The organism is Pseudomonas sp. LBUM1674 (assembly GCF_059695635.1).
The window spans coordinates 153,615-173,625 of sequence record NZ_CP166779.1; the positions used below are offsets into that span (position 1 = coordinate 153,615).

Here is a 20,011-nt window from a genome sequence, read left to right on the forward strand (position 1 = left end):
AACAGAAGGTTTTTATGATGACTCAAGCAAAGCAAAAAGTGGCCGTTGGCGCCGTCGCGATGGTGGCGATCGGCGTGCTGGTTTATCTGCTGGTGCCGGGGATTTTCGGCCAGCGTACGCAACAAAGCACCAATGACGCCTTTGTCTCGGCGGACTTCACCCTGGTGGCGCCGCGCGTGGCCGGGTTTATCAAGGACGTGCTGGTGGAAGATAACCAGCAGGTCAAGGCCGGGCAGTTGCTGGCGGTCATCGATGACCGCGACCTGCGCGCCGCCGCGCAGGCCGCTGACGCCGAGATGATGATGGCGAGGGCGCAACTGCAAAATGTGCGGGCGACTCTCGAACGTCAGACTTCGGTGATCGCCCAGGCCCAGGCCACCGTCGTATCCGCCAAGGCAGAGATGGCCTTCGCCGAGCATGAATTGAACCGCTACAACCACCTCGCCGGGGTTGGTGCCGGTACGGTGCAGAATGCTCAGCAAGCACGCACGCGCATCGACCAGGCCAGCGCGCGGTTGGCCAACGCCACGGCGGTACTGGCCGCGGAGCGCAAGCAAGTGGAGATCCTTGGCGCCCAGCGCGACGCGGCCGATGGTGGCTTGAAACGGGCGCAAGCGGCGCTGGAAATGGCCAGTTATGAGCTGTCCTATACGCGCATCATTGCGCCTCAGGACGGCATGGTCGGCGAGCGTGCGGTACGCGTCGGCGCGTATGTCACGCCCGGGAGCAAGATTCTGGCGGTGGTACCGCTCGCTCAGGCTTATGTGATCGCCAATTTTCAGGAAACCCAATTGACCGACGTGCAGCCGGGGCAGGACGTGCAGGTTCGCGTCGACAGCCTCGGCGGTGAAGCGCTGCGCGGACGTGTCGAGAGCATCGCCCCGGCCACCGGCGTGACCTTTGCTTCGATCAAACCGGACAATGCCACCGGCAATTTCACCAAGGTTGTGCAGCGGATTCCGGTGAAGATTGTTCTGGAGCCTGGGCAACCGCTGGCTGAGCGGTTGCGGGTGGGGATGTCGGTGGAGGCGAGGATCGATACGGCGAGCTCTGGCGAGCATGAGGTTGCTCAACGATGAAGATCTTTGTCGACTGTTCAGGCGCCTTCGCGAGCAAGCCCGCTCCCACATTTGATCTGCTGAGTGCCCAAGCTTCATGCACAAAAGGAGATCCAGTGTGGGAGCGGGCTTGCTCGCGAAGAGGCCGGTTGCCTCAACTAACCCTTTGCGCCTTACTCGTCCTGAGCCTGTCAGCCTGCACCGTCGGCCCGGACTTCGAGAAACCTCAGGCGCAACAAATCGCCGAGTGGAACAAACCTTCCAATGCCGCCACCAGCCAAGCCGTCACCGAAACCATGGACGAACGCTGGTGGGAGGTGTTCCACGACCCGAAACTCTCGGCCCTGACCCAACGCGCCCTGACCGACAACCTCGACCTGAAACTCGCCAGCAGCCGCTTGCAACAAAGTCGCGCCGCGCGTCAGGTGATCACGGCCGAGCGCTATCCAAATACCGCCGCCACGGGCAGTTACGGGCGTAAACGCAACAGCGGCAAAGGCCTGAACGATCCGTCGGGCAACAACGGCGACTCTGCATTCAATCTGTGGGACGCCGGTTTCTCCGCGTCCTGGGAGCTGGATTTCTGGGGCCGGGTGCGTCGCGAAACCGAGGCCGCCGATGCCACCCTGGAAGTCGCGGAAAACGACCGCCGCGGCGTGCTGTTATCAGTACTCGCCGACACCGCCCAGGACTACATACAGCTACGCGGTGTGCAAAGTATCCGAGTCGTCACCGAGCAGAACCTCGACGTCGCTCGCCATAGCCTGAAGCTCTCGCAACTGCGCCTGGCCGACGGCGTCGCCACCGATCTGGATGTCGCCGAAGCCGCCGCGCAGGTCGCCGCCATCGAATCGCGCCTGCCGGCACTGGAGCAGCGTCAGTCGCAATTGATCAACGCCCTGAGCCTGCTGATGGGCGAGCCGCCGCAGGCACTGCATGCCGAGTTATCCACAGATGCGCCGGTGCCGCAAACCCCGCGCCAGTTGGCCATCGGGCTGCCGTCGCAATTGGCCGAACGCCGCCCGGACATCCGCCAGGCCGAAGCCCGCCTGCATGCCGCCACCGCCAGCATCGGTGTGGCCAAGGGCGATTTCTATCCGCGCATCACCCTCTCGGGCAATGTCGGTTCCCAAGCCATGCAGCTGAGCGATTTTGGTTCCTGGGGTTCGCGCTCGTTCGGCATCGGCCCGCAGTTCAGTCTGCCGCTGTTCGATGGCGGGCGCCTGCGTGGCATGCTGCATCTGCGCAAAGCACAACAGCAGGAAGCGGCACTGGCCTACCAGCAAACCGTACTGCGCGCCTGGCATGAGATCGACGATCAACTGTCCGCCTACAACGCCAGCCAACTGCGCCGCGACCGCCTCGCCGAAGCCGTACGCCAGAACCGGATCGCCTTGCGCACCGCGCAACAGCAATATGTGGAAGGGGTGGTGGATTTCGTCAACGTCCTTACCGTGCAAGGCGAGTTGCTGGCGACTCAACAACAGTGGGTCGAAAGCTCGACCGGGGTTTCGCTGGCGATGGTCGGGTTGTACAAGGCGTTGGGCGGGGGATGGGAGTCGGTGTACCCGGCGGTAGAGACGGTGCAGCGTTAAGGTTTGGTACGGCCAAAAGATCGCAGCCTTCGGCAGCGCCTATAAAGGCTGCGATCTTTTGAGGCTGTCACGTTCAACTCATTCCTGCGCCGACAAATTCGCCATGCCCTTGAGCAACTCGATAGGCAGCGGGAAGACGATGGTCGAGCTCTTGTCTCCGGCGATCGAACTCAGCGTCTGCATGTACCGCAGCTGCATGGCACCCGGCTGGCGGCCCAGCATTTCGGCGGCCTGCATCAGTTTTTCCGAAGCCTGCAGTTCACCTTCGGCATGGATCACTTTGGCCCGGCGCTCCCGTTCGGCCTCGGCCTGTTTGGCAATCGCGCGAACCATCGATTCGTTGAGGTCCACGTGCTTGATCTCGACGTTGGCGACCTTGATGCCCCAGGCGTCGGTCTGGGCATCAAGCACTTGCTGGATATCGACGTTCAAGCGCTCGCGTTCGGCGAGCAGTTCATCCAGTTCGTGTTTACCGAGCACCGCCCGCAACGTGGTTTGGGCCAGTTGGCTGGTGGCCATGAGGAAGTCTTCAACCTGGATGATCGCCTTCTGCGGATCGAGCACGCGGAAATACAGCACCGCATTGACCTTGACCGAGACGTTGTCGCGGGTGATCACGTCTTGCGGTGGCACGTCGAGGACCACGGTACGCAAGTCGACGCGAACCATCTGCTGGACCACTGGAATCAGCAGGATCAGGCCGGGTCCCTTGACCTGCCAGAAGCGCCCGAGCTGGAACACCACCCCCCGCTCGTATTCGCGCAGGATACGAAAGGTCGACCCCGCCAGTGCAATCAGCAGTAACAGCAGCGCGGCAAAACCCAGTTGCAAGCCCATGGTTATTCTCCACCCGGCGCCGCGTCAGCCGCGGCCACTTCCAGCAGTAATCCCTTGCGTGCCACCACCCGGACCCGTTGTCCGGGTTGCAGCGGTGTGGCGCTGAGTACCTGCCACTTTTCTCCTTGCAGGTGCACCCAGCCGTTATAGGCATTGCCGGTCAGCGACATTACCGGCGTCACGCTGCCAACCAGTCCTGCATCGCCACTGACGGTGTCGCGCGGTCGGGTTTGCAGTGCGCGGATCAGCAGGAAAATCAACAACAGGGCACTGATCAGGCCCAGGCCGATCATCAACGGGACCGGCACCTCGGTGTTGGTCAGGATCACTGCGCCGATCACGAACAACACAATGCCGCCCAAACCGATCACGCCGTAATTGGGCAATGCCGCCTCGGCAATCAGAAACGCGATGCCAAAGGTGATCAGCCAGATCCCGATGGGGTTGGGAGCCAGCAGGACAACCGTGTCCGCAGCGAAGACCGACCCGCTCAAGGCCAACAACAGCGCAACCGCACAGCAACGAATGTTCACTTGACCCTCCGGGAGAGTCATTGATGGTTCTTTATACAGTCTAGCTGAGCTGCATGTTGTACGAATTTTGATCAGTTGTTGACCCTGTCCGGCGGGCAGATTTCCCTCGTGATTGCACCAGCGGGCCTAGACTTTCAGTACAGAGAAAAGTGTTAACCATCGTCCACCAGACACTGTCTGCAGACATCGAGGTGAATCATGCGTATGGCAAAAACAGTGCAGAGCAGCCTGGAAAAGGCCAACTGCGAATTTGACGTGGTCAGCCACCCACACTCGGCCAGCAGCCTTGAAACGGCGCGGGTCGCGGGCATTCCTGCCGAACGGGTAGCCAAATCGGTGATCCTCGACGATCGCCACGGTCATTACCTGATGGCCGTGCTGCCGGCGAGCCGTCACCTGGACCTGAGCAAAGTACGGGGCAGCGGCGAATGGCAGATCTCCCGGGAAAGCACCCTGGCGCATCTGTTCACCGACTGCGAACGCGGCGCCGTGCCGGCGTTGGGTGAATCCTATGGCCTGGACATGGTCATCGACCCCTTGCTGACCCGGCAGAAAGACATCTACCTGGAGGCGGGAAACCACAACAATCTGGTGCACATGAGCGTGCCGGAGTTCCTGAAAATGGTGCCGCATGCAGAGGTTTGCGAGTTGAGTCAGTAGTTTTTCGGCGTCGTCATCGCGAGCAAAGCTGGCTCCTACAGGCGTATGAATACCTGTGGGTGCGGGCTTGCTCGCAAATAATATGTCCGTCACCAAGGAGCCCGACATGGAATCCCCAACCCACAGCCTCCCCTCGCTATTCAAACAACTCGGCCTGGACAGCGACCCGGTCAGCATCGACAAATTCATCGCCACTCACTCACCGCTCAAACCTGAATTGCATCTGGCGGACGCGTTTTTCTGGTCAAAAAGCCAGGCGGAATTCTTGAGGGACGAGATACTGGATGACGCCGATTGGGCGGAGGTGGTGGATCAACTGGATGTACTGTTGAGGAAGGGGCGGGGGGTATAAATCTGACAGAAGGTATTTTCCTTGATTGTTCGAAGAGCAAAAAAAAGACCAGAATTACGACCTTATTTGAGGTCTTAATTATGCAAAATGTTCTAGCCGATATGGCCGTCAGTGTTTCCGAGCTGAAGAAGAACCCATCTGCGGTACTGAGCGGTGCTCTAGGTGGACCAGTGGCTGTACTGAATCACAATCGAGTCATGGGGTACATGGTTCCCGCGGATGTTTTCGAGCGCATGGTCGAGCGTCTAGATGACCTTGAATTGGCAGAAATCGTTCGTTCTCGCCGTCACGAAACGCCGGTTCCGGTAACACTGGATGACTTATAAGCTCGAATTTCTGCCATCAGCCCGTAAAGAGTGGGACAAGTTGGGGCATACGCTGCGTGATCACTTCAAAAAGAAACTGGCGGAAAGAGTCCCTCGAGTCCCGTCAGACTCGCTGCACGGCATGCCTGACTGCTACAAAATAAAGCTGAAGTCATCGGGATACCGACTTGTTTACGAAGTTATCGATGAGCGTCTAGTCGTTTCTGTCGTCGCGGTCGGTAAAAGCGAGCGCGGCGATGTTTATGAGCGAGCCAAGAAACGTTGAATTCTTCTACTCGCAGGCACAACGCTCGGCACAAATTTGTTACAAAACTTGACCAGGTTTCCCTTCAAATGTCATATTGATAGTTAGCAAACTAACAGTGTGTATTGTCCTTCGTGCCGAAAAACCTCGACGCTCTCCAGATGAACCTCAGCAGCTCCATGGTGGTGGCCGCCCGGCATTGGCGAAAGATCTGCCAGACCACGCTGGTCAACTATGGAATCTCCGAAGCCTGTGCCGTCCCGTTGTTGATGATCGGGCGTCTGGGCGAGGGCGTGCGACAGGTGACGGTGGCGCAGGCGGCGGGGATGGAGAGTCCGTCCCTGGTGCGCCTGCTGGATCAACTGTGCCATGACGGTTACGTCTGCCGCACCGCGGACGCTCATGACCGGCGCGCCAAATGCCTGAGCCTGACCGAGAGCGGTCGGGTGTTGGTACAGGCGGTCGAAATCGAATTGGTGCGCTTGCGTCACGAGGTGCTCGAAGGCATTGAGCAGAGTGATCTGGAAGCGGCACTGCGGGTGCTCAGGGCGTTTGAATCGGCCAATCACTCAGCGGTGGCCAATTCTTGAACGGTTTTTTTTCCGGAATGCCTCCGGCGCGGGATTGGTTCTACGGTGTGCGTACGTTCGCGGCGTCGATGATCGCGTTGTACATCGCCATGCTCATGCAAATGCCCCGTCCTTATTGGGCAATGGCCACGGTCTATATCGTTTCCAGTCCATTTGTCGGTCCCACCAGTTCCAAGGCGTTGTACCGCGCTGTCGGCACCCTGCTCGGCGCCGCCGCCGCGGTATTTTTCGTGCCGATGTTCGTCCAGAGTCCGTATGTGTTGGTGGTGGTCATCGCCCTGTGGACCGGGACGCTGCTGTTTTTGTCCCTGCACCTGCGCACTGCCAACAGTTACGCCCTGATGCTTGCGGGTTACACCTTGCCGCTGATCGCCTTGCCGGTGGTGGATAATCCCCTGGCGGTATGGGACGTGGCGGAAGCGCGCACTGAAGAAATCTTTCTCGGTATCGCCGTTGCGGCAGTGGTAGGCGCGATGTTCTGGCCAAGGCGGCTGGCGCCGGTGTTCAACGATTCAGTGAGTAAATGGTTTACCGATGCTTCGACCTACAGCCTGCGATTCCTCAGCCGCAGCGTGCAGCCGGACGAGGTCAGCGCCCTGCGTTCATCGATGGTCGCGACCTTCAACACCCTGGAATTGATGATCGGCCAGCTGCCCCATGAAGGCGCACGGCCGCAAACCGTGCGCAACACCAAGGAACTGCGCGGGCGCATGATTCACCTGTTGCCGGTGATCGACGCGCTCGACGACGCGCTCTATGCCCTTGAGCGACGCACACCCGAGCTGGTGGACAGGTTTTCGCCGCTGCTGACTGCAACCGCCGAATGGCTGAATCACAAAGATGCCGATCTCGGCCGTTGGCAGGCACTGAAAAACCAGCTCGAAGCCCTGCAACCCTCCGCCGAGGCCTTGGACGATCGCAAGCAGTTGCTGTTTTCAAACGCCCTGTACCGCCTGGGTGAGTGGATCGATTTGTGGCAGGACTGCCGCAGCCTGCAATACGCCATCCAGTGCGAAAGCCAGGACAGCTGGCGCGCGGTGTATCGGCACTGGCGATTAGGGCGGTTGTCGCCGTTTCTCGACCGTGGGCTGATGCTCTATTCGGCGGTGTCCACAGTCACTGCAATTATTGTCGCGTCGGTGCTGTGGATTCTGCTCGGCTGGACCGACGGCGGTGCCGCGGTGATTCTGGCGGCGGTGGCGTGCAGCTTCTTCGCCTCGATGGACGATCCGGCACCGCAGATCTACCGGTTCTTTTTCTGGACGGCGATGTCGGTGCTGTTCGCCAGCCTTTACCTGTTCCTGATCCTGCCTAACCTGCATGACTTCCCGATGCTGGTGCTGGCATTCGCCGTACCTTTCATCTGCATCGGCACCCTCACGGTAAAGCCGCAGTTCTACCTGGGCATGCTGCTGACCCTCGTCAACACCTCGTCTTTCATCAGCATTCAGGGGGCCTACGACGCGGACTTCCTCAGCTTCGCCAATTCCAACCTGGCCGGCCCCGTGGGTTTGCTGTTCGCCTTTGTCTGGACCCTGATCGCGCGGCCGTTCGGTGCGGAACTGGCGGCCAAGCGCCTGACCCGTTTCAGTTGGCGCGACATTGTCAGCCTCACCGAGCCGGCCTCGTTGGCCGAACACCGGCAGTTGGGCGTGCAGATCCTCGATCGACTGATGCAGCATCTGCCGCGGCTGGCCATGACCGGCCAGGACACCGGCATCGCGTTGCGCGAAGTGCGCGTGGCACTGAACCTGCTCGACTTGCTCGCCTACACGCCGCGAGTGTTCGGTGTGCCGCAAGCGCTGTTGCACCAGGTGGTGGTCGAAGTCGGCGAGTACTTCAAAGCGTGCCTGAACGCGGGGGAACGCTTGCCAGCGCCGAGTCCGTTGCTGATGACCATGGACCGCGCGCGTCGCGCCCTGAATCGCGATTGCGATGACGGCACGCGTCTGCACCTGCTGCATGCCCTGAGCGGGCTGCGCCTGGCGTTGTTGCCGGGTGTGGAGTTCGTCGGCGCAGGCGAACTCGAAGAACCGCTGCCCCATGGCATCGATGGAGCGCCTTTATGATCGGTGATCTGGATATCAGCGGCGTGTTCCTGCCGACGCTGCTGGTGCTGATGGGTATTACGTACATGTTGTACCTGTTGGTGCACGGGTTGCTGACGCGCCTGCACTTTTACCGTCTGGTCTGGCACCGGGCATTGTTCAACGTGGCTCTCTACGCTTTGCTGCTCGGCGCCGTGGACTCACTCAGTCGATACCTGATGACATGAAAAAACCGTTTTTGACCATCGGTCGCGTGGTTCTGACCCTGCTGATCGTGACCTTCGCCGTTGTCGTCGTCTGGCGCATGGTGATGTATTACATGTTCGCGCCCTGGACCCGGGACGGGCACATTCGTGCCGACATTGTGCAGATCGCCCCGGACGTCTCCGGTCTGATCCAGCAGGTGGATGTACGCGACAACCAGTGGGTAAAACGTGGTCAGGTGCTGTTCAGCATCGACCAGGACCGTTTCAAACTGGCCCTGCGCCAGGCGAAGGCGGCGGTTGCCGACCGCAAGGAGACCCTGGCTCAGGCGCAACGGGAAGCCAAACGCAACCGCGGCCTCGGCAATCTGGTACCGGGCGAGCAACTGGAAGAAAGCCAATCCCGGGTGGCCCGGGCCGAGGTGGCGCTGATGGAAGCCCAGATCGCAGTGGACAGTGCCCAGCTCAACCTCGACCGCTCGACCGTTCGCAGCCCGGTGGATGGCTACGTCAATGACCGTGCGCCGCGCAATCAGGAATTCGTCACCGCCGGACGCCCGGTGTTGTCGGTGGTGGACAGCCATTCCTTTCACATCGATGGCTATTTCGAAGAGACCAAGCTGGATGGCATTCATGTCGGTCAGCGCGTCGACATTCGGGTGATCGGTGACCGTGCACGCCTGCGCGGGCACGTGGAAAGTATCGTCGCCGGCATCGAAGACCGCGATCGCAGCAGCGGCAGCAACCTGTTGCCCAACGTCAACCCGGCGTTCAGTTGGGTGCGGCTGGCCCAGCGGATTCCGGTGCGGATCGCCTTCGACGAGGTGCCGGCGGACTTTCGCATGATTGCCGGACGCACGGCCACGGTGTCGATCATGGACGATCAAACCCGGGAGACTGCGCAATGAGCAGGGCCCCGGGTTTGGCGGTCGCCGGATTGGGGCTGTTGCTCTCGGCCTGTCAGGTGGTCGGGCCGGACTATCATTTGCCGGAGGAAGCCGCCGTCCACCGTGAAGACCTGCAGGGTGATCTGGCAGTGAACGGCACGCGTGTCGTCTCCGCGCCGGTGCCCGGCGATTGGTGGCGTTTGTACCAGGATCCGCGTCTGGACCAATTGGTGCAGCAGGCCATGGCGTCCAATACCGACTTGCGGGTGGCGGCGGCGAATCTGTCCCGGGCCCGCGCACAGGTCGACGAAGCACAGGCGGCGGGCGGCTGGAGTGGCGGGGTGAAGATCGGCGCCCAGCGTTTGCAGGAGTCCGGCGAAGCGTTCTTGTTACCGGAGAAAGTGCCGGTGGCCAACGTGGGCGACATCGGCATTACCACCTCGTATCAGTTCGACCTGTTCGGTACGTTGCAGCGCGGGATCGAAGCGGCCAAGGCTAATGCCGATGCGACTCAGGCGGCTGCGGATACGGCCCGAATCACCCTGGTGGCCGACGTCGTTCGGGCCTACACCCAGGTCTGTGCGGCCAACGAAGAGCGGGAAATCGCCCAGCATTCCCTCGACCTCCAAGCCCAGGGCACCACGCTGATCCAGCGTTTGCGTGACGCCGGGCGTGGCGATGAAACCCAGGTCACCCGCTCGCAAACCCAATTCAAATCCTTGCGCGCCGACATGCCTCGGTATGAGGCGGCGCGTCAGGCCGGGTTGTTCCGGTTGTCGATGCTGCTGGCCAAACCGCTGGATCAGCTACCGGCCGGCACTGCCAGCTGCGTCGAGCTGCCGAAAATTACGCAGTTGTTGCCTGTGGGTGACGGCGCCACCTTGCTCAAACGCCGTCCCGATATTCGGCAGGCCGAGCGCCGACTGGCTGCCGCGACGGCTGGAATCGGTATCGCCACCGGCGAGTTGTACCCGGACATCAGCATCGGCGCGTCCGTCGGTACCGTTGGCATCCTGGAGAACCTCGGCAAACCGGCGACCAATCGCTGGGGCTTCGGCCCATTGCTGACCTGGACCGTTCCATCCAACGGCTCCCGGGCGCGAATTCGTGAGGCCGAAGCGACGACCCAGGGCGCGCTGGCGCATTTCGACGGCGTGGTGCTCAACGCCATTCGCGAAACCCAGACCGGCCTGGCCCAGTACTCCGCCTTGCTGCAGCGCCGCGATGCCTTGGCGGATGCAGAGCAGTCGGCGCAACTGGCCGCGGAGCAGACCCACCGCTTTTTCACCGCCGGTCGCGCCTCGTTCCTGGCCGATCTGCAAGCCACGCGCACTTATACCGACGTACGGGCGCAACTGGCCGCCGCCAACACCCAGGTTGCCATGAGTCAGATCGATTTGTTCCTGGCGTTGGGCGGTGGTTGGGAAAGCGGACGAACGCAAGCCTCGAACCCCGGCAAACCCTGAGGCCGTTGCTATGCTTTGACTTGATGAGATCGCTCGCCGAGCTCATCGATCCAGGCACGCGTTGGTCATGGGGATACCAATAATGAAAAACCCTTATGCTCCCGGCTTCTGGTGCGCTATTGCGGCGTTGGTGCTGCTTTCGGCCACTTATTTCTACGGCATCATGTTGGCCCATCAAATCGACAAGGCGCTGATTTTCCTCGACAGCGCCGCTGCGCTGATTGCCGTGATGGCTATCGTGGTGGTGGCTTGGGCGTCGGTCCAGAGTCAGCGCATCAAGAAAAGACAATGCGAACAAGGCAAGACGCTGGTGCTGATCTGGGACACCAAGGTGGCTTTGCGTCGCGTCGAAACAGTGTTTGACCGGTATTTCTGGGGCAGCTACTGGCAACCGGGGCGCACGTTCCAGGAGGTCATGGGCGAACTCACCGGGACGCCGCTGGAAAAAAGCCTCGAAGCGCTGAAAAAGCAATGTCTGGAGCTGGACAAGCAGATCGCCGAAGACGGCCGGCACTGGCTCAATAACGCCCGTGAACTCTCCGATGTCGCCACCGCCATGGCGCGGGAACGCTATCAACTGGACTTCTGCGACCCGCGCGCGGAAGTGACGGGCGGGGCGGTGATCAATCGGGATTTTGAGGTGTTGGTCTATACGTGGACGGCGCGGCTTAAAAGCTTTGATCATCAGTTGGACGAAATTGAGGTTCAGTATTCCTGAATTGATGTTGCCTGGGCTGACGCCTTCGCTGGCAGGCTCGCTCCCACAAGGGTTATGTGTCGATCACGAATCCCCTGTGGGAGCGAGCCTGCTCGCGAAAGCGATTGAATGACCACCGAAACTCTCACCCTCCACGCGCGGTCCATAGACACTCTTTAACCTTTAAACATTGGGTCGCCCGGTGCGCCTGATGCTAATCTGCATTCCACTTTTAGCGGAGTCGAGCCGTGACCCGTCAAGGGTTCAGGGAAGACGACCACACCTTCAACAATGGACATTGACTGGGTCATTCATGAATAAATCAGCAGGCGTGCTTCTGGGAATTGTCGTCGCCATCGGTGCAATCAGTGCCGGCGGTGCCTGGTACACCGGTACCAGGCTAGAAGGCGTGCTCAACACTTCGATCGCCGACGCCAACAAGGAATTGCAGGCCGCGCTGGTGGGTTCCAACGGCACGGCGTCCCTGGAACTGGTGTCGCTGGAGCGCAACGTATTCAGCAGCACCGCGCACTATCGCCTCAAGGGCGAAGGCGAGATGTTCGGCGAAGCACCGGTCGAACTGTTATTCGTCGATCACATCGAACACGGTCCGCTGCCGTTTTCGCGCCTGGTGTCGCTGAAGTGGCTGCCGGTCATGGCCACCAGTCACTACGAACTGGAAAGAACCCCGACCACCGAAAAATGGTTCATTGCTGCCAAGGATAAATCCCCGGTCACGGGCGTGGTCAACCTCGGCTACGACAACTCCACCAACGGCACCCTGCAAATGCTGCCGCTGGACGTGGCCCTGGATGACAAGTCCAATCTGAAATTTTCCGGCCTCAACCTCGACGTCGCTGCCAGCGCCCAGGCGCAGAAGGTCAAGGCCAACGGCTACATGGATAGCCTGACGCTGACCACAGTGGCGCAAGACCAGACGCCAGTGAAGGTTGAACTGAACGGCCTGACGTTGGCCAGCAACCTGGAAAAAAGCACCTACGGCTACTACACCGGCGAGAACACCCTTGAGCTGACCGATAGTAAAACCACCTTCGGCACCAGGCAGTCGATACTGGGTTTCAAGAAATTTGAAATGAAGAACAAGACCGAAGAGTCGGGCACCAGCGCTTCAGGGCGTGCCGATTACAAGGTGGGCGAAGTGTCCTTCAACGGCAAGGCTGTCGGCTCTGCGCAGATGGCCATGAGCCTGAAGAACCTCGACATCCCGGCGACTCTGTCGCTGGTGCAGATTTACCAGACCAAACTGCAACCGTACGAGAAAGCCGCCGCCGAGGCCGCTGCCGCCGGTGAGCCCGTGCCAGAGCTGGTCCTGACCCCGGCCGAAGAGGCCCAGGTCAAATCCGGTCTGGAGAAATTGCTGGCCGCCGGTCCGCAGGTTGCTCTGGAGAATCTGTCGTTCCACACCACCAACGGTGAAAGCCGCGCCAATCTGGTGCTCGACCTGACAAAGCCCAAGTCCATGGACTTGCCACCGGATCAACTGACCCGGCAACTGATCGCCCTGCTGGACTTCAATCTGCAGGTGTCCAAGCCGATGCTCGTTGATTTGCTTAGCGTCCAGGGGCAAATCGACGGTCAGACCGACGCCAAGCTGATTGCCGACCAGGCCACCGCCACCGCCGACATGTTTGGCAGCATGGCGGTCGGTACCCAGCTCGCAAAACTCGAAGGCAGTAGCATCGTCACCAAACTGCACTACGCTAACAACCAGGTGGAGTTCAACGGCCAGAAAATGACGGTCGAAGAATTTGCCGGCTTCGTGATGAGTAAGCTTGGGGGGGCTGGAAACATCCAGTAAAACCGGGGCTTACACACTGCACGCCCGGCCTCTGCTCCAAGCAGACGTCGGGCGTTTTGCTGTCTGGCATTTAAGACGGGACGATGGACGACGCCTGTAGTTTCACGATTCTGAACAATTATTGTGTTCCCAATTACCCAGCGAGCTCGCATGCAAGACTGCCCTCAATAAAGTTTGGCTGGGTCACCTGGACCAGCTTTCCGTTACGAAAGGGCAAAGAGGGCGTTGCGGCCCGGCTGGCCATGTAAGGATGCTGACGTATGCCGAGTATTGTTGCCCCTTTTGTTCAACGTGGTATGCGACCGCTGTTTCGCGTCGCGTTGTGCAGCCAGTTGATCTGGCCGATGTTAGCGTTTGCCTATACCCCTTACGACGAAATGGTGCTCGATGCCCGAGCCGGTCACTACACGCCCGCGCTAACCGCGTTGCGTCAGGTACCACCGGGCCAGGCCACCACCGATCAGATCAGCGACCACTTGCAGATCGCCAGTTGGGCCGGCCTGGACGCCGAAGTGATCAAGGTTTATGAAACCCAGGGGCGCAATCTGGACCTGCCGGTTGCAGCCCTGACCGCCACTGCGCGGGCCTACCGCAACCAAAAGCGCTGGGACGATGCGAACCGGGTCTACAACAAGGCCCAGGCCATCGAACCGGATAACCAGGAAGTGCAGCTGGGGCTGGCGCTGAACCAGGCTGACTCCGACAAGCCCGACCAGGCGGTGACGCGTGCCAGAGCGCTGGTGGCGGCCCAACCCAATGACGTCTCCCGCCGGATGGCCCTGGGCTACGCCTTGAATCGTGCCGGCAAACAATACGATTCGTTGTTTGAATACGATCAGGCGTTTGTCCGTTCCGGTAACGATCCGCAAGTCGCCAGGGAGTATGTGGGTGCGATGCAACGTGCTCACCTGCCGGAACCGGCCTTGCGCCTGGCCCGCCAGCGGCCGGGTTTGATCGATCCGGTCACGACTCGTCGCCTCGAAGGTGACCTGGCCGCAGAACGCGTGCGCCTGGCTGAAATGCCTACCCGCAGCGAATCGGAGCGTTATGTGATCGCTGATCGGGCCCTCGCCGATTACGACAAATTGATTTCCACCTGGTCCTCGGATCCGCAGGCTCACGATGACGTCATCCGCTGGCGCATCGACCGCATGGGTGCCCTCAAGGCCCGCTCGCGCACCGCCGAGGTCATCAGCGAACACCACACACTGCAGGCCGAAGGTGTGGAAACTCCGACCTACGCCCAGCGTTGGGTCGCCGCGTCCTACCTGGACCAGCGCGAACCGGAAATCGCCAGCGATATGTATCGCGAGATCCTGCTCAAGCCGGATGCCGATCCTGCCAACCGTTTGATAGACACCAGCGCGCTTTACTACGCCTTGCTCGAAAGTGGCGAGGCTGACGAAGCGCGCATAGTCGCCGAGGAGCTGGCCAAAACCCAGAGACCACGCGTCGAGCTCAAGGGTCTGCCCGGAGGCAACCCCAACGACGAATGGATGGACGCGCAACAACTCGCTGCCCAGGCCGGGACCTACAGTTCCGATCTGCCGCATGGCGAGGAGCGCCTGCAGGCCTTGGTCGAGCAGGCGCCGGGCAACGTCAGCCTGCGTGTGGCTCAGGCCGATCTGTACCTGGCGCGAGGCTGGCCGCGGCTGGCCGAGAGCAAGCTCAAGGAAGCCGAGAGCATGGCCCCGCGGGACATTAACCTGGAGGTCGCCCAGGCCCACACCGCCACGGACCTGCAGGAATGGCGGCAGATGGATGCGCTGACCGACGACGTGGTCGCGCGTTTTCCCGATAATAGTCAGGTCCAGCGCTTGCAACGTCAGCGTGAGGTCCATGACATGTTCGAGCTGCGTGTAGAAGCGTTCGGCGGCAAGACTTATGGCGGCGATGACGACAACGTCGGCGCGGTCAACGGCAGTAAAGATTTCGGCATCGAAACCACGCTGTACAGCCCGCCCATCGGTGAAGACTGGCGTGTGTTCGCCGGTGCCGGTTATGCCGAAGGCGACTTCCAGGAAGGAACCGGTAACCATAACTTCCAGCGCGTCGGGCTCGAACGCCGGACCCGGGACTTGACCCTGGAAGCGGAAGTCTCCAACCACTCCTATGGCTTCGGTTCCAAACAGGGCGCGCGTCTGGCGTTCGCCCATGACATCAACGATTACTGGCAGTACGGCGCCAGCCTGGAATACTTCGCCGCGGCGACGCCGTTGCGGGCCTTGAACAGCGACATCACCGCCAATGGCGGCAGCGGTTTCATTCGCTGGCGGGCCAATGAAAGTCGCGAGTGGAAATTCGCGGTCAGCCCGTCCCACTTCAGCGACGGCAACAACCGCGTCGAAGCCTTGCTCACGGGGCGCGAAGGCATCTACAGCGCACCGAACGTGCAAGTCGATCTGGGATTGGAAGTCGGCGCCAGCCACAACTCCCTGTCTGACGACGTACCGTATTTCAATCCCAAGTCCGATCTCAGCGTCCTGCCGATGGTTAGCGTCAATCACATGCTCTACGAGCGCTATGAAACTCGATGGAGTCAGCAGTTCCAGGCCGGCGCGGGTACTTACACCCAGCAAGATCACTCCACCGGAGGCATGGCGCTGTTGGGCTATGGCCAGCGTTACAGCTGGAACGACGTGGTGGAGGTCGGCGGTATGTTAAGCGCAATCAACCGGCCATATGACGGAGAGCGGGAAACCGATCTGCGTCTGATGGTCGATCTTACTTTCCGCTTCTAGAGGGGTTTGAAAATGGCCTTGATGTCGCGTTTCTTCCTCCTGCTGGGAGTGCTGTTGATCAGCGCATGCGCCCAGCAAGCTCCGGCGTTTGCGCCGCCGACCGAAAGGCCGGTGATGGAAAGCGAAGCCCCGTGGCCGAAAAACCATGTACTCGGCATCGCCTATCACGATGTCGATGACAAGGACCCGGACCAGGCGGTGGTGGCCGTGCGCACCGAACGCCTGATCGAGCAGCTGGCCTGGTTGCGGGAGAACGGCTACCAGCCGGTCTCCGTCGACCAGGTCCTGGCGGCACGCAAAAAAGGAGGCCCCGACCTGCCTCCCAAAGCGGTCATGCTCAGTTTCGACGACGGATATTCGAGCTTCTATACCCGCGTGATGCCGGTGCTGCGTGCCTATAACTGGCCTGCCTTGCTGGCGCCAGTCGGAACCTGGGTCGACACACCGCTGGACAAACCGGTGGATTTCGCCGGCATGCCGCGCAAGCGCTCGGAATTCCTGACCTGGGATCAGGTAAGGGAGGTTTCCCAGTCCGGACTGGTGGAAATCGCTGCGCACACCGATGCCAATCACAAGGGTATCCTGGCTAACCCCCAGGGCAACCTGGAGCCGGCCGCCACAACCCGGCGTTACGATCCAGTCGCCAAACGCTATGAAACCGAAGCCGAGTTCCAGGCCCGCCAACGCGTGGATATCTTGGCGATCTCGGAGAAAATCCACAAAGTCACGGGTAAAAAGCCGCGAGTCTGGGTCTGGCCGTACGGCGCGGCGAGCGGCACCACGCTGCAAATCGTCAATGATCAGGATTACGAGATGGCCTTGACCCTGGAAGACGGGCTCGACACTCTGGATACCCTGATGAACAGCCCGCGTTACCTCGTTTCTGCTGACCCGGAAGGCGCGCGCTTCGCCAACAGCGTCGTCTCGGTGCAGTCGAAGAACGCAATGCGCGTCGTGCACGTAGACCTGGATAACGTCTACGACCCGGACCCGGCCCAGCAGGAAAGAAACCTGGGTAAACTGATCCAGCGCATGTCCGACATGGGCGCCAATACGGTGTTCCTGCAAGCCTTCGCCGATCCGAAGGGTGATGGCCTGGTGCGTTCGCTGTACTTCCCCAACCGTCACCTGCCGATGGCCGCCGACATTTTTGACCGCGTGGCCTGGCAGTTGCGCACTCGGGCCCATGTCAAAGTCTACGCCTGGATGCCAGTGCTGAGCTTTGCCCTGGATTCGAAGCTGCCGCGAGTGACGCGCTGGGACCCGGAAACCGGCACGACGGCGGTCGATCCGAACCAGTACAAACGCTTGTCGCCCTTCGATCCGAACGTACGGCGCATCATTGGTGAAATCTACGAAGACCTCGCACGCATGTCATCGGTGCACGGCATTCTGTTTCACGATGACGCGCTGCTGTCGGACTTCGAAGACGCAGGCCCCGATGCCCTCAAGGTCTACGCCGCCAACGGTCTGCCCGGCTCGATTTCCGCGCTGCGCGCCGATCCTGCCGTGCTGCAGCGCTGGACGCGTTTCAAAAGCCGCTACCTGATCGATTTCACCAAGGAGCTGACTGCCAAGGTTCAAGCCATTCGTGGTCCGCAACTGAATACGGCGCGCAACATTTTCGCCGAGCCGATGCTCAATCCCGAGAGTGAAACCTGGTACGCACAGAATCTGGATGACTTCCTCGGCACTTACGACTGGACGGCGCCGATGGCCATGCCGTTGATGGAAAAACAGTCGTATGAAGATTCCGAAGCCTGGCTCGAGAAACTGGTCGCCACGGTCAAGGCTCGCCCCGGCGCGCTGGATCGCACAGTGTTCGAACTGCAGGCACGGGACTGGACGAAAGAGACCCAGGCCGACATCGAGGGCGAACAGTTGGCCGAGTGGATGCGAGTTCTGCAGCGTCAGGGCGTGACCAGTTTTGGCTACTACCCCGACAACTTCCTCGACAATCTGCCCGACCTGAAATCCGTACGGCCGGCCCTCTCCAACAAGTGGAATCCATAACATGCTGGATAGACTTCTGGCTTTACTGGTTCTGGCGATCGTCCTCGGGATTCCTCTGGGGCTGATCTTTCTGCTCACCGGACAATTCCTGATGGACTTCGTGTTCTTCTATCCACTGTTCATGTCGGGACTGTGGATCGCGGGGGGGCTGTATTTCTGGCTGCACTGGGAGCGGCACTGGCCGTGGAACGAAGACACCTTGCCGCCACCGCTGGCCGGCGAGCCGCTGATTTCGATCCTCGTCCCTTGCTTCAACGAAGGCGACAACGTCACTGAAACCATTCATGCGGCGCTGGGCCAGCAGTACCCGAACATCGAGGTCATTGCGATCAACGATGGCTCGAAAGACAACACCGGCGCCATACTCGACGCCTTGGCCGTGCAGGATCCGCGTTTGCGGGTGCTGCACCTGGCGGAGAACCAGGGCAAGGCCGTGGCCCTGCGCATGGGCGCCATTGCAGCGCGTAGCGAGTACCTGGTGTGCATCGACGGTGATGCGCTGCTGGCACCCCATACTGCGGCTTATCTGGTCGCGCCGTTGCTTGAAAACCCGCGCCTCGGCGCAGTGACCGGCAACCCGCGGATCCGTACCCGTTCGACCCTGGTCGGCCGGGTGCAGGTTGGCGAGTTCTCCTCGATCATCGGTCTGATCAAACGTACCCAGCGCGTCTTCGGGCGGATCTTTACCGTCTCCGGCGTGGTCGTCGCTTTCCGTCGCACGGCCCTGCACCGGGTCGGCTACTGGAGCACGGACATGATCACCGAAGACATCGACATCAGCTGGAAGCTGCAACTGGATCACTGGAGCATTTTCTACGAGCCCCGTGCGCTGTGCTGGATCCTGATGCCCGAAACCCTGGGTGGCCTGTGGAAACAGCGTCTGCGTTGGGCCCAGGGCGGTGCGGAAGTGCTGTTCAAGAACATTCGTGGCATCTGGCAGTACCGTCATCGTTATCTCTGGCCGTTGCTGTTCGAATACTGCCTGTCCACCGGCTGGGCGTTCACGTTCCTGCTGTCGATAATTCTATGGCTAGTGGGTCTGTACATCGCGTTGCCGGAAGTCATCTCGGTGCCCCAAATGTGGCCACCGGCGTTTACCGGCTTGCTGCTGGCAGTGGTCTGCCTGATGCAGTTCGGGGTCAGCCTGCTGATCGATCGCCGCTACGAAAAAGGTTTGGGCAAGACGATGTTCTGGGTGATCTGGTACCCGCTGGTGTTCTGGTTGGTCAGCCTGCTCACTACGTTGGTCAGTTTTCCCAAAGTGCTGTTCCGTTTACGTCAGAAACGTGCGCGCTGGGTCAGTCCAGATCGCGGCATTCGGCCGCCAGGTGCCGATGAAGAGGAGATCGCCAAATGAAAATCATCACAACCCGGCAGCGGCCAGTGCTTATCGTGGTCGATACCTTATTCACCGTCCTGGCATGGGCCGGATTCCTGTATTTATTGTTCTTGGGGATCTGGCCATTGATCGGACCCCACGAAGGTGCCCGATTCAGCGGCCCAGCGTTCGACGCCCTTGGCACCCTGCAGGTTTATTTATGGGTGGCGGTGTTCAACGCCTTGGTGCTGATCGGGTGGGCACGTTATCAACAACGTAAAAGCAAAAGCTTCGCTCAGCGTCGTATGCCGGCCCCGGTCATCGACGATCAGGGTTTGAGCAAAAGCTTCAAGCTGACCCGTGAACGGCTGCACAAACTGCGCAGCCCAGGTTCGATGACCATTCACAATGATCACGATGGCGATATCTCGCACGTGGTCAGCCACTTCTTTACTATCGATCCCCGGCAGCCGCTCTCCCTGCATCCTCTGGAGAATCCAAAAGTGGTCCGTCGTCCATCCGACGATGACGAAGGCAAAGAGCCGGTAAACCGCGCCTGAGCCTGACACGTACGCCCGTGTAGGAGCTGCCGCAGGCTGCGATCTTTTGATCTTGCTCTTTAAA

The 20,011-nt window shown here is 60.4% G+C and carries 19 protein-coding genes; 17 read left to right on the plus strand and 2 right to left on the minus strand.

Translation table 11 applies throughout. From position 1 onward, the window contains the following. Positions 1–14: 14 nt before the first annotated feature. Entirely contained in the window at positions 15–1,079 is a 1,065-nt protein-coding gene (locus tag ACA067_RS00730) for an HlyD family secretion protein (RefSeq protein WP_497460194.1), read from the plus strand. After that, positions 1,076–2,653, plus strand: a complete 1,578-nt coding sequence (locus ACA067_RS00735; protein WP_497460195.1) for an efflux transporter outer membrane subunit — start codon at positions 1,076–1,078, stop codon at positions 2,651–2,653. Before ACA067_RS00730 ends, ACA067_RS00735 begins: the two co-directional genes overlap by 4 nt. Before the next feature lie 78 nt (positions 2,654–2,731). Here the strand turns inward: ACA067_RS00735 and ACA067_RS00740 are convergent, their stop codons facing one another. Then, positions 2,732–3,490, minus strand: coding sequence for a slipin family protein (locus ACA067_RS00740; protein WP_497460196.1), 759 nt, complete (start codon positions 3,488–3,490; stop codon positions 2,732–2,734). 2 nt (positions 3,491–3,492) lie between these two features. After that, positions 3,493–4,023 carry an NfeD family protein gene (locus ACA067_RS00745; RefSeq protein WP_497462706.1) on the minus strand — a complete coding sequence of 177 codons (531 nt, stop codon included), beginning with the start codon at positions 4,021–4,023 and terminating at the stop codon, positions 3,493–3,495. A gap of 198 nt (positions 4,024–4,221) precedes the next feature. On the opposite strand from ACA067_RS00745, the gene ACA067_RS00750 reads away from it, so the two are divergent. From ACA067_RS00750 to pgaD, 15 genes are all read left to right on the plus strand, one after another. Beyond that, positions 4,222–4,683 (plus strand): aminoacyl-tRNA deacylase, encoded by a 462-nt coding sequence (locus ACA067_RS00750; RefSeq protein WP_497460197.1) that lies wholly within the window; start codon positions 4,222–4,224, stop codon positions 4,681–4,683. A gap of 106 nt (positions 4,684–4,789) precedes the next feature. Next, a complete protein-coding gene (locus tag ACA067_RS00755; RefSeq protein ID WP_497460198.1) occupies positions 4,790–5,035 on the plus strand; it encodes a DUF2789 domain-containing protein in 246 nt (81 codons plus the stop codon). 80 nt (positions 5,036–5,115) lie between these two features. Continuing rightward, on the plus strand, positions 5,116–5,361 hold the full coding sequence (locus ACA067_RS00760; RefSeq protein ID WP_497460199.1) for a type II toxin-antitoxin system Phd/YefM family antitoxin: 246 nt from the start codon (positions 5,116–5,118) through the stop codon (positions 5,359–5,361). After that, complete coding sequence (locus ACA067_RS00765) at positions 5,351–5,626, plus strand: type II toxin-antitoxin system RelE family toxin (protein ID WP_497460200.1); 276 nt, start codon at positions 5,351–5,353, stop codon at positions 5,624–5,626. The genes ACA067_RS00760 and ACA067_RS00765 overlap by 11 nt, the downstream gene beginning before the upstream one ends. A 140-nt stretch (positions 5,627–5,766) precedes the next feature. Then, positions 5,767–6,195: a MarR family winged helix-turn-helix transcriptional regulator gene (locus ACA067_RS00770; RefSeq protein WP_497460201.1), complete on the plus strand. Its 429-nt coding sequence runs from the start codon at positions 5,767–5,769 to the stop codon at positions 6,193–6,195. Then, positions 6,192–8,264, plus strand: a complete 2,073-nt coding sequence (locus ACA067_RS00775) for an FUSC family protein (RefSeq protein ID WP_497460202.1) — start codon at positions 6,192–6,194, stop codon at positions 8,262–8,264. The genes ACA067_RS00770 and ACA067_RS00775 overlap by 4 nt, the downstream gene beginning before the upstream one ends. Next, complete coding sequence (locus ACA067_RS00780; RefSeq protein ID WP_138963642.1) at positions 8,261–8,470, plus strand: DUF1656 domain-containing protein; 210 nt, start codon at positions 8,261–8,263, stop codon at positions 8,468–8,470. Before ACA067_RS00775 ends, ACA067_RS00780 begins: the two co-directional genes overlap by 4 nt. Then, positions 8,467–9,354 (plus strand): efflux RND transporter periplasmic adaptor subunit, encoded by an 888-nt coding sequence (locus ACA067_RS00785; RefSeq protein ID WP_497460203.1) that lies wholly within the window; start codon positions 8,467–8,469, stop codon positions 9,352–9,354. The genes ACA067_RS00780 and ACA067_RS00785 overlap by 4 nt, the downstream gene beginning before the upstream one ends. Beyond that, positions 9,351–10,799: an efflux transporter outer membrane subunit gene (locus ACA067_RS00790; RefSeq protein ID WP_497460204.1), complete on the plus strand. Its 1,449-nt coding sequence runs from the start codon at positions 9,351–9,353 to the stop codon at positions 10,797–10,799. Before ACA067_RS00785 ends, ACA067_RS00790 begins: the two co-directional genes overlap by 4 nt. Before the next feature lie 82 nt (positions 10,800–10,881). After that, complete coding sequence (locus ACA067_RS00795) at positions 10,882–11,517, plus strand: NADH:ubiquinone oxidoreductase subunit N (protein WP_497460205.1); 636 nt, start codon at positions 10,882–10,884, stop codon at positions 11,515–11,517. A gap of 292 nt (positions 11,518–11,809) precedes the next feature. After that, positions 11,810–13,315, plus strand: coding sequence for a YdgA family protein (locus ACA067_RS00800; RefSeq protein ID WP_497460206.1), 1,506 nt, complete (start codon positions 11,810–11,812; stop codon positions 13,313–13,315). A 260-nt stretch (positions 13,316–13,575) separates the two neighbouring features. Continuing rightward, positions 13,576–16,056 (plus strand): poly-beta-1,6 N-acetyl-D-glucosamine export porin PgaA, encoded by a 2,481-nt coding sequence (gene pgaA / locus ACA067_RS00805; protein ID WP_497460207.1) that lies wholly within the window; start codon positions 13,576–13,578, stop codon positions 16,054–16,056. Positions 16,057–16,068: 12 nt separating this feature from the next. Continuing rightward, positions 16,069–18,069, plus strand: coding sequence for a poly-beta-1,6-N-acetyl-D-glucosamine N-deacetylase PgaB (gene pgaB, locus ACA067_RS00810; protein ID WP_497460208.1), 2,001 nt, complete (start codon positions 16,069–16,071; stop codon positions 18,067–18,069). A 1-nt stretch (position 18,070) separates the two neighbouring features. Continuing rightward, positions 18,071–19,426: a poly-beta-1,6-N-acetyl-D-glucosamine synthase gene (pgaC, locus tag ACA067_RS00815; protein WP_497460209.1), complete on the plus strand. Its 1,356-nt coding sequence runs from the start codon at positions 18,071–18,073 to the stop codon at positions 19,424–19,426. Beyond that, positions 19,423–19,947 (plus strand): poly-beta-1,6-N-acetyl-D-glucosamine biosynthesis protein PgaD, encoded by a 525-nt coding sequence (gene pgaD, locus ACA067_RS00820; protein WP_497460210.1) that lies wholly within the window; start codon positions 19,423–19,425, stop codon positions 19,945–19,947. Before pgaC ends, pgaD begins: the two co-directional genes overlap by 4 nt. The last annotated feature ends 64 nt before the right edge of the window (positions 19,948–20,011 follow it).

Excerpts from the sequence above, each read along its gene's own strand:
- ACA067_RS00765 (WP_497460200.1), top strand. The coding sequence starts at position 5,351 with ATGACTTATAAGCTCGAATTTCTGCCATCAGCCCGTAAAGAGTGGGAC.
- ACA067_RS00770 (WP_497460201.1), top strand. The coding sequence starts at position 5,767 with ATGAACCTCAGCAGCTCCATGGTGGTGGCCGCCCGGCATTGGCGAAAG.
- ACA067_RS00730 (WP_497460194.1), top strand. The coding sequence starts at position 15 with ATGATGACTCAAGCAAAGCAAAAAGTGGCCGTTGGCGCCGTCGCGATG.
- ACA067_RS00800 (WP_497460206.1), top strand. The coding sequence starts at position 11,810 with ATGAATAAATCAGCAGGCGTGCTTCTGGGAATTGTCGTCGCCATCGGT.
- ACA067_RS00735 (WP_497460195.1), top strand. The coding sequence starts at position 1,076 with ATGAAGATCTTTGTCGACTGTTCAGGCGCCTTCGCGAGCAAGCCCGCT.
- ACA067_RS00795 (WP_497460205.1), top strand. The coding sequence starts at position 10,882 with ATGAAAAACCCTTATGCTCCCGGCTTCTGGTGCGCTATTGCGGCGTTG.
- ACA067_RS00750 (WP_497460197.1), top strand. The coding sequence starts at position 4,222 with ATGCGTATGGCAAAAACAGTGCAGAGCAGCCTGGAAAAGGCCAACTGC.
- ACA067_RS00740 (WP_497460196.1), bottom strand. The coding sequence starts at position 3,490 with ATGGGCTTGCAACTGGGTTTTGCCGCGCTGCTGTTACTGCTGATTGCA.
- ACA067_RS00790 (WP_497460204.1), top strand. The coding sequence starts at position 9,351 with ATGAGCAGGGCCCCGGGTTTGGCGGTCGCCGGATTGGGGCTGTTGCTC.
- ACA067_RS00760 (WP_497460199.1), top strand. The coding sequence starts at position 5,116 with ATGCAAAATGTTCTAGCCGATATGGCCGTCAGTGTTTCCGAGCTGAAG.
- pgaA (WP_497460207.1), top strand. The coding sequence starts at position 13,576 with ATGCCGAGTATTGTTGCCCCTTTTGTTCAACGTGGTATGCGACCGCTG.
- pgaD (WP_497460210.1), top strand. The coding sequence starts at position 19,423 with ATGAAAATCATCACAACCCGGCAGCGGCCAGTGCTTATCGTGGTCGAT.
- ACA067_RS00755 (WP_497460198.1), top strand. The coding sequence starts at position 4,790 with ATGGAATCCCCAACCCACAGCCTCCCCTCGCTATTCAAACAACTCGGC.
- ACA067_RS00785 (WP_497460203.1), top strand. The coding sequence starts at position 8,467 with ATGAAAAAACCGTTTTTGACCATCGGTCGCGTGGTTCTGACCCTGCTG.
- pgaC (WP_497460209.1), top strand. The coding sequence starts at position 18,071 with ATGCTGGATAGACTTCTGGCTTTACTGGTTCTGGCGATCGTCCTCGGG.
- pgaB (WP_497460208.1), top strand. The coding sequence starts at position 16,069 with ATGGCCTTGATGTCGCGTTTCTTCCTCCTGCTGGGAGTGCTGTTGATC.
- ACA067_RS00780 (WP_138963642.1), top strand. The coding sequence starts at position 8,261 with ATGATCGGTGATCTGGATATCAGCGGCGTGTTCCTGCCGACGCTGCTG.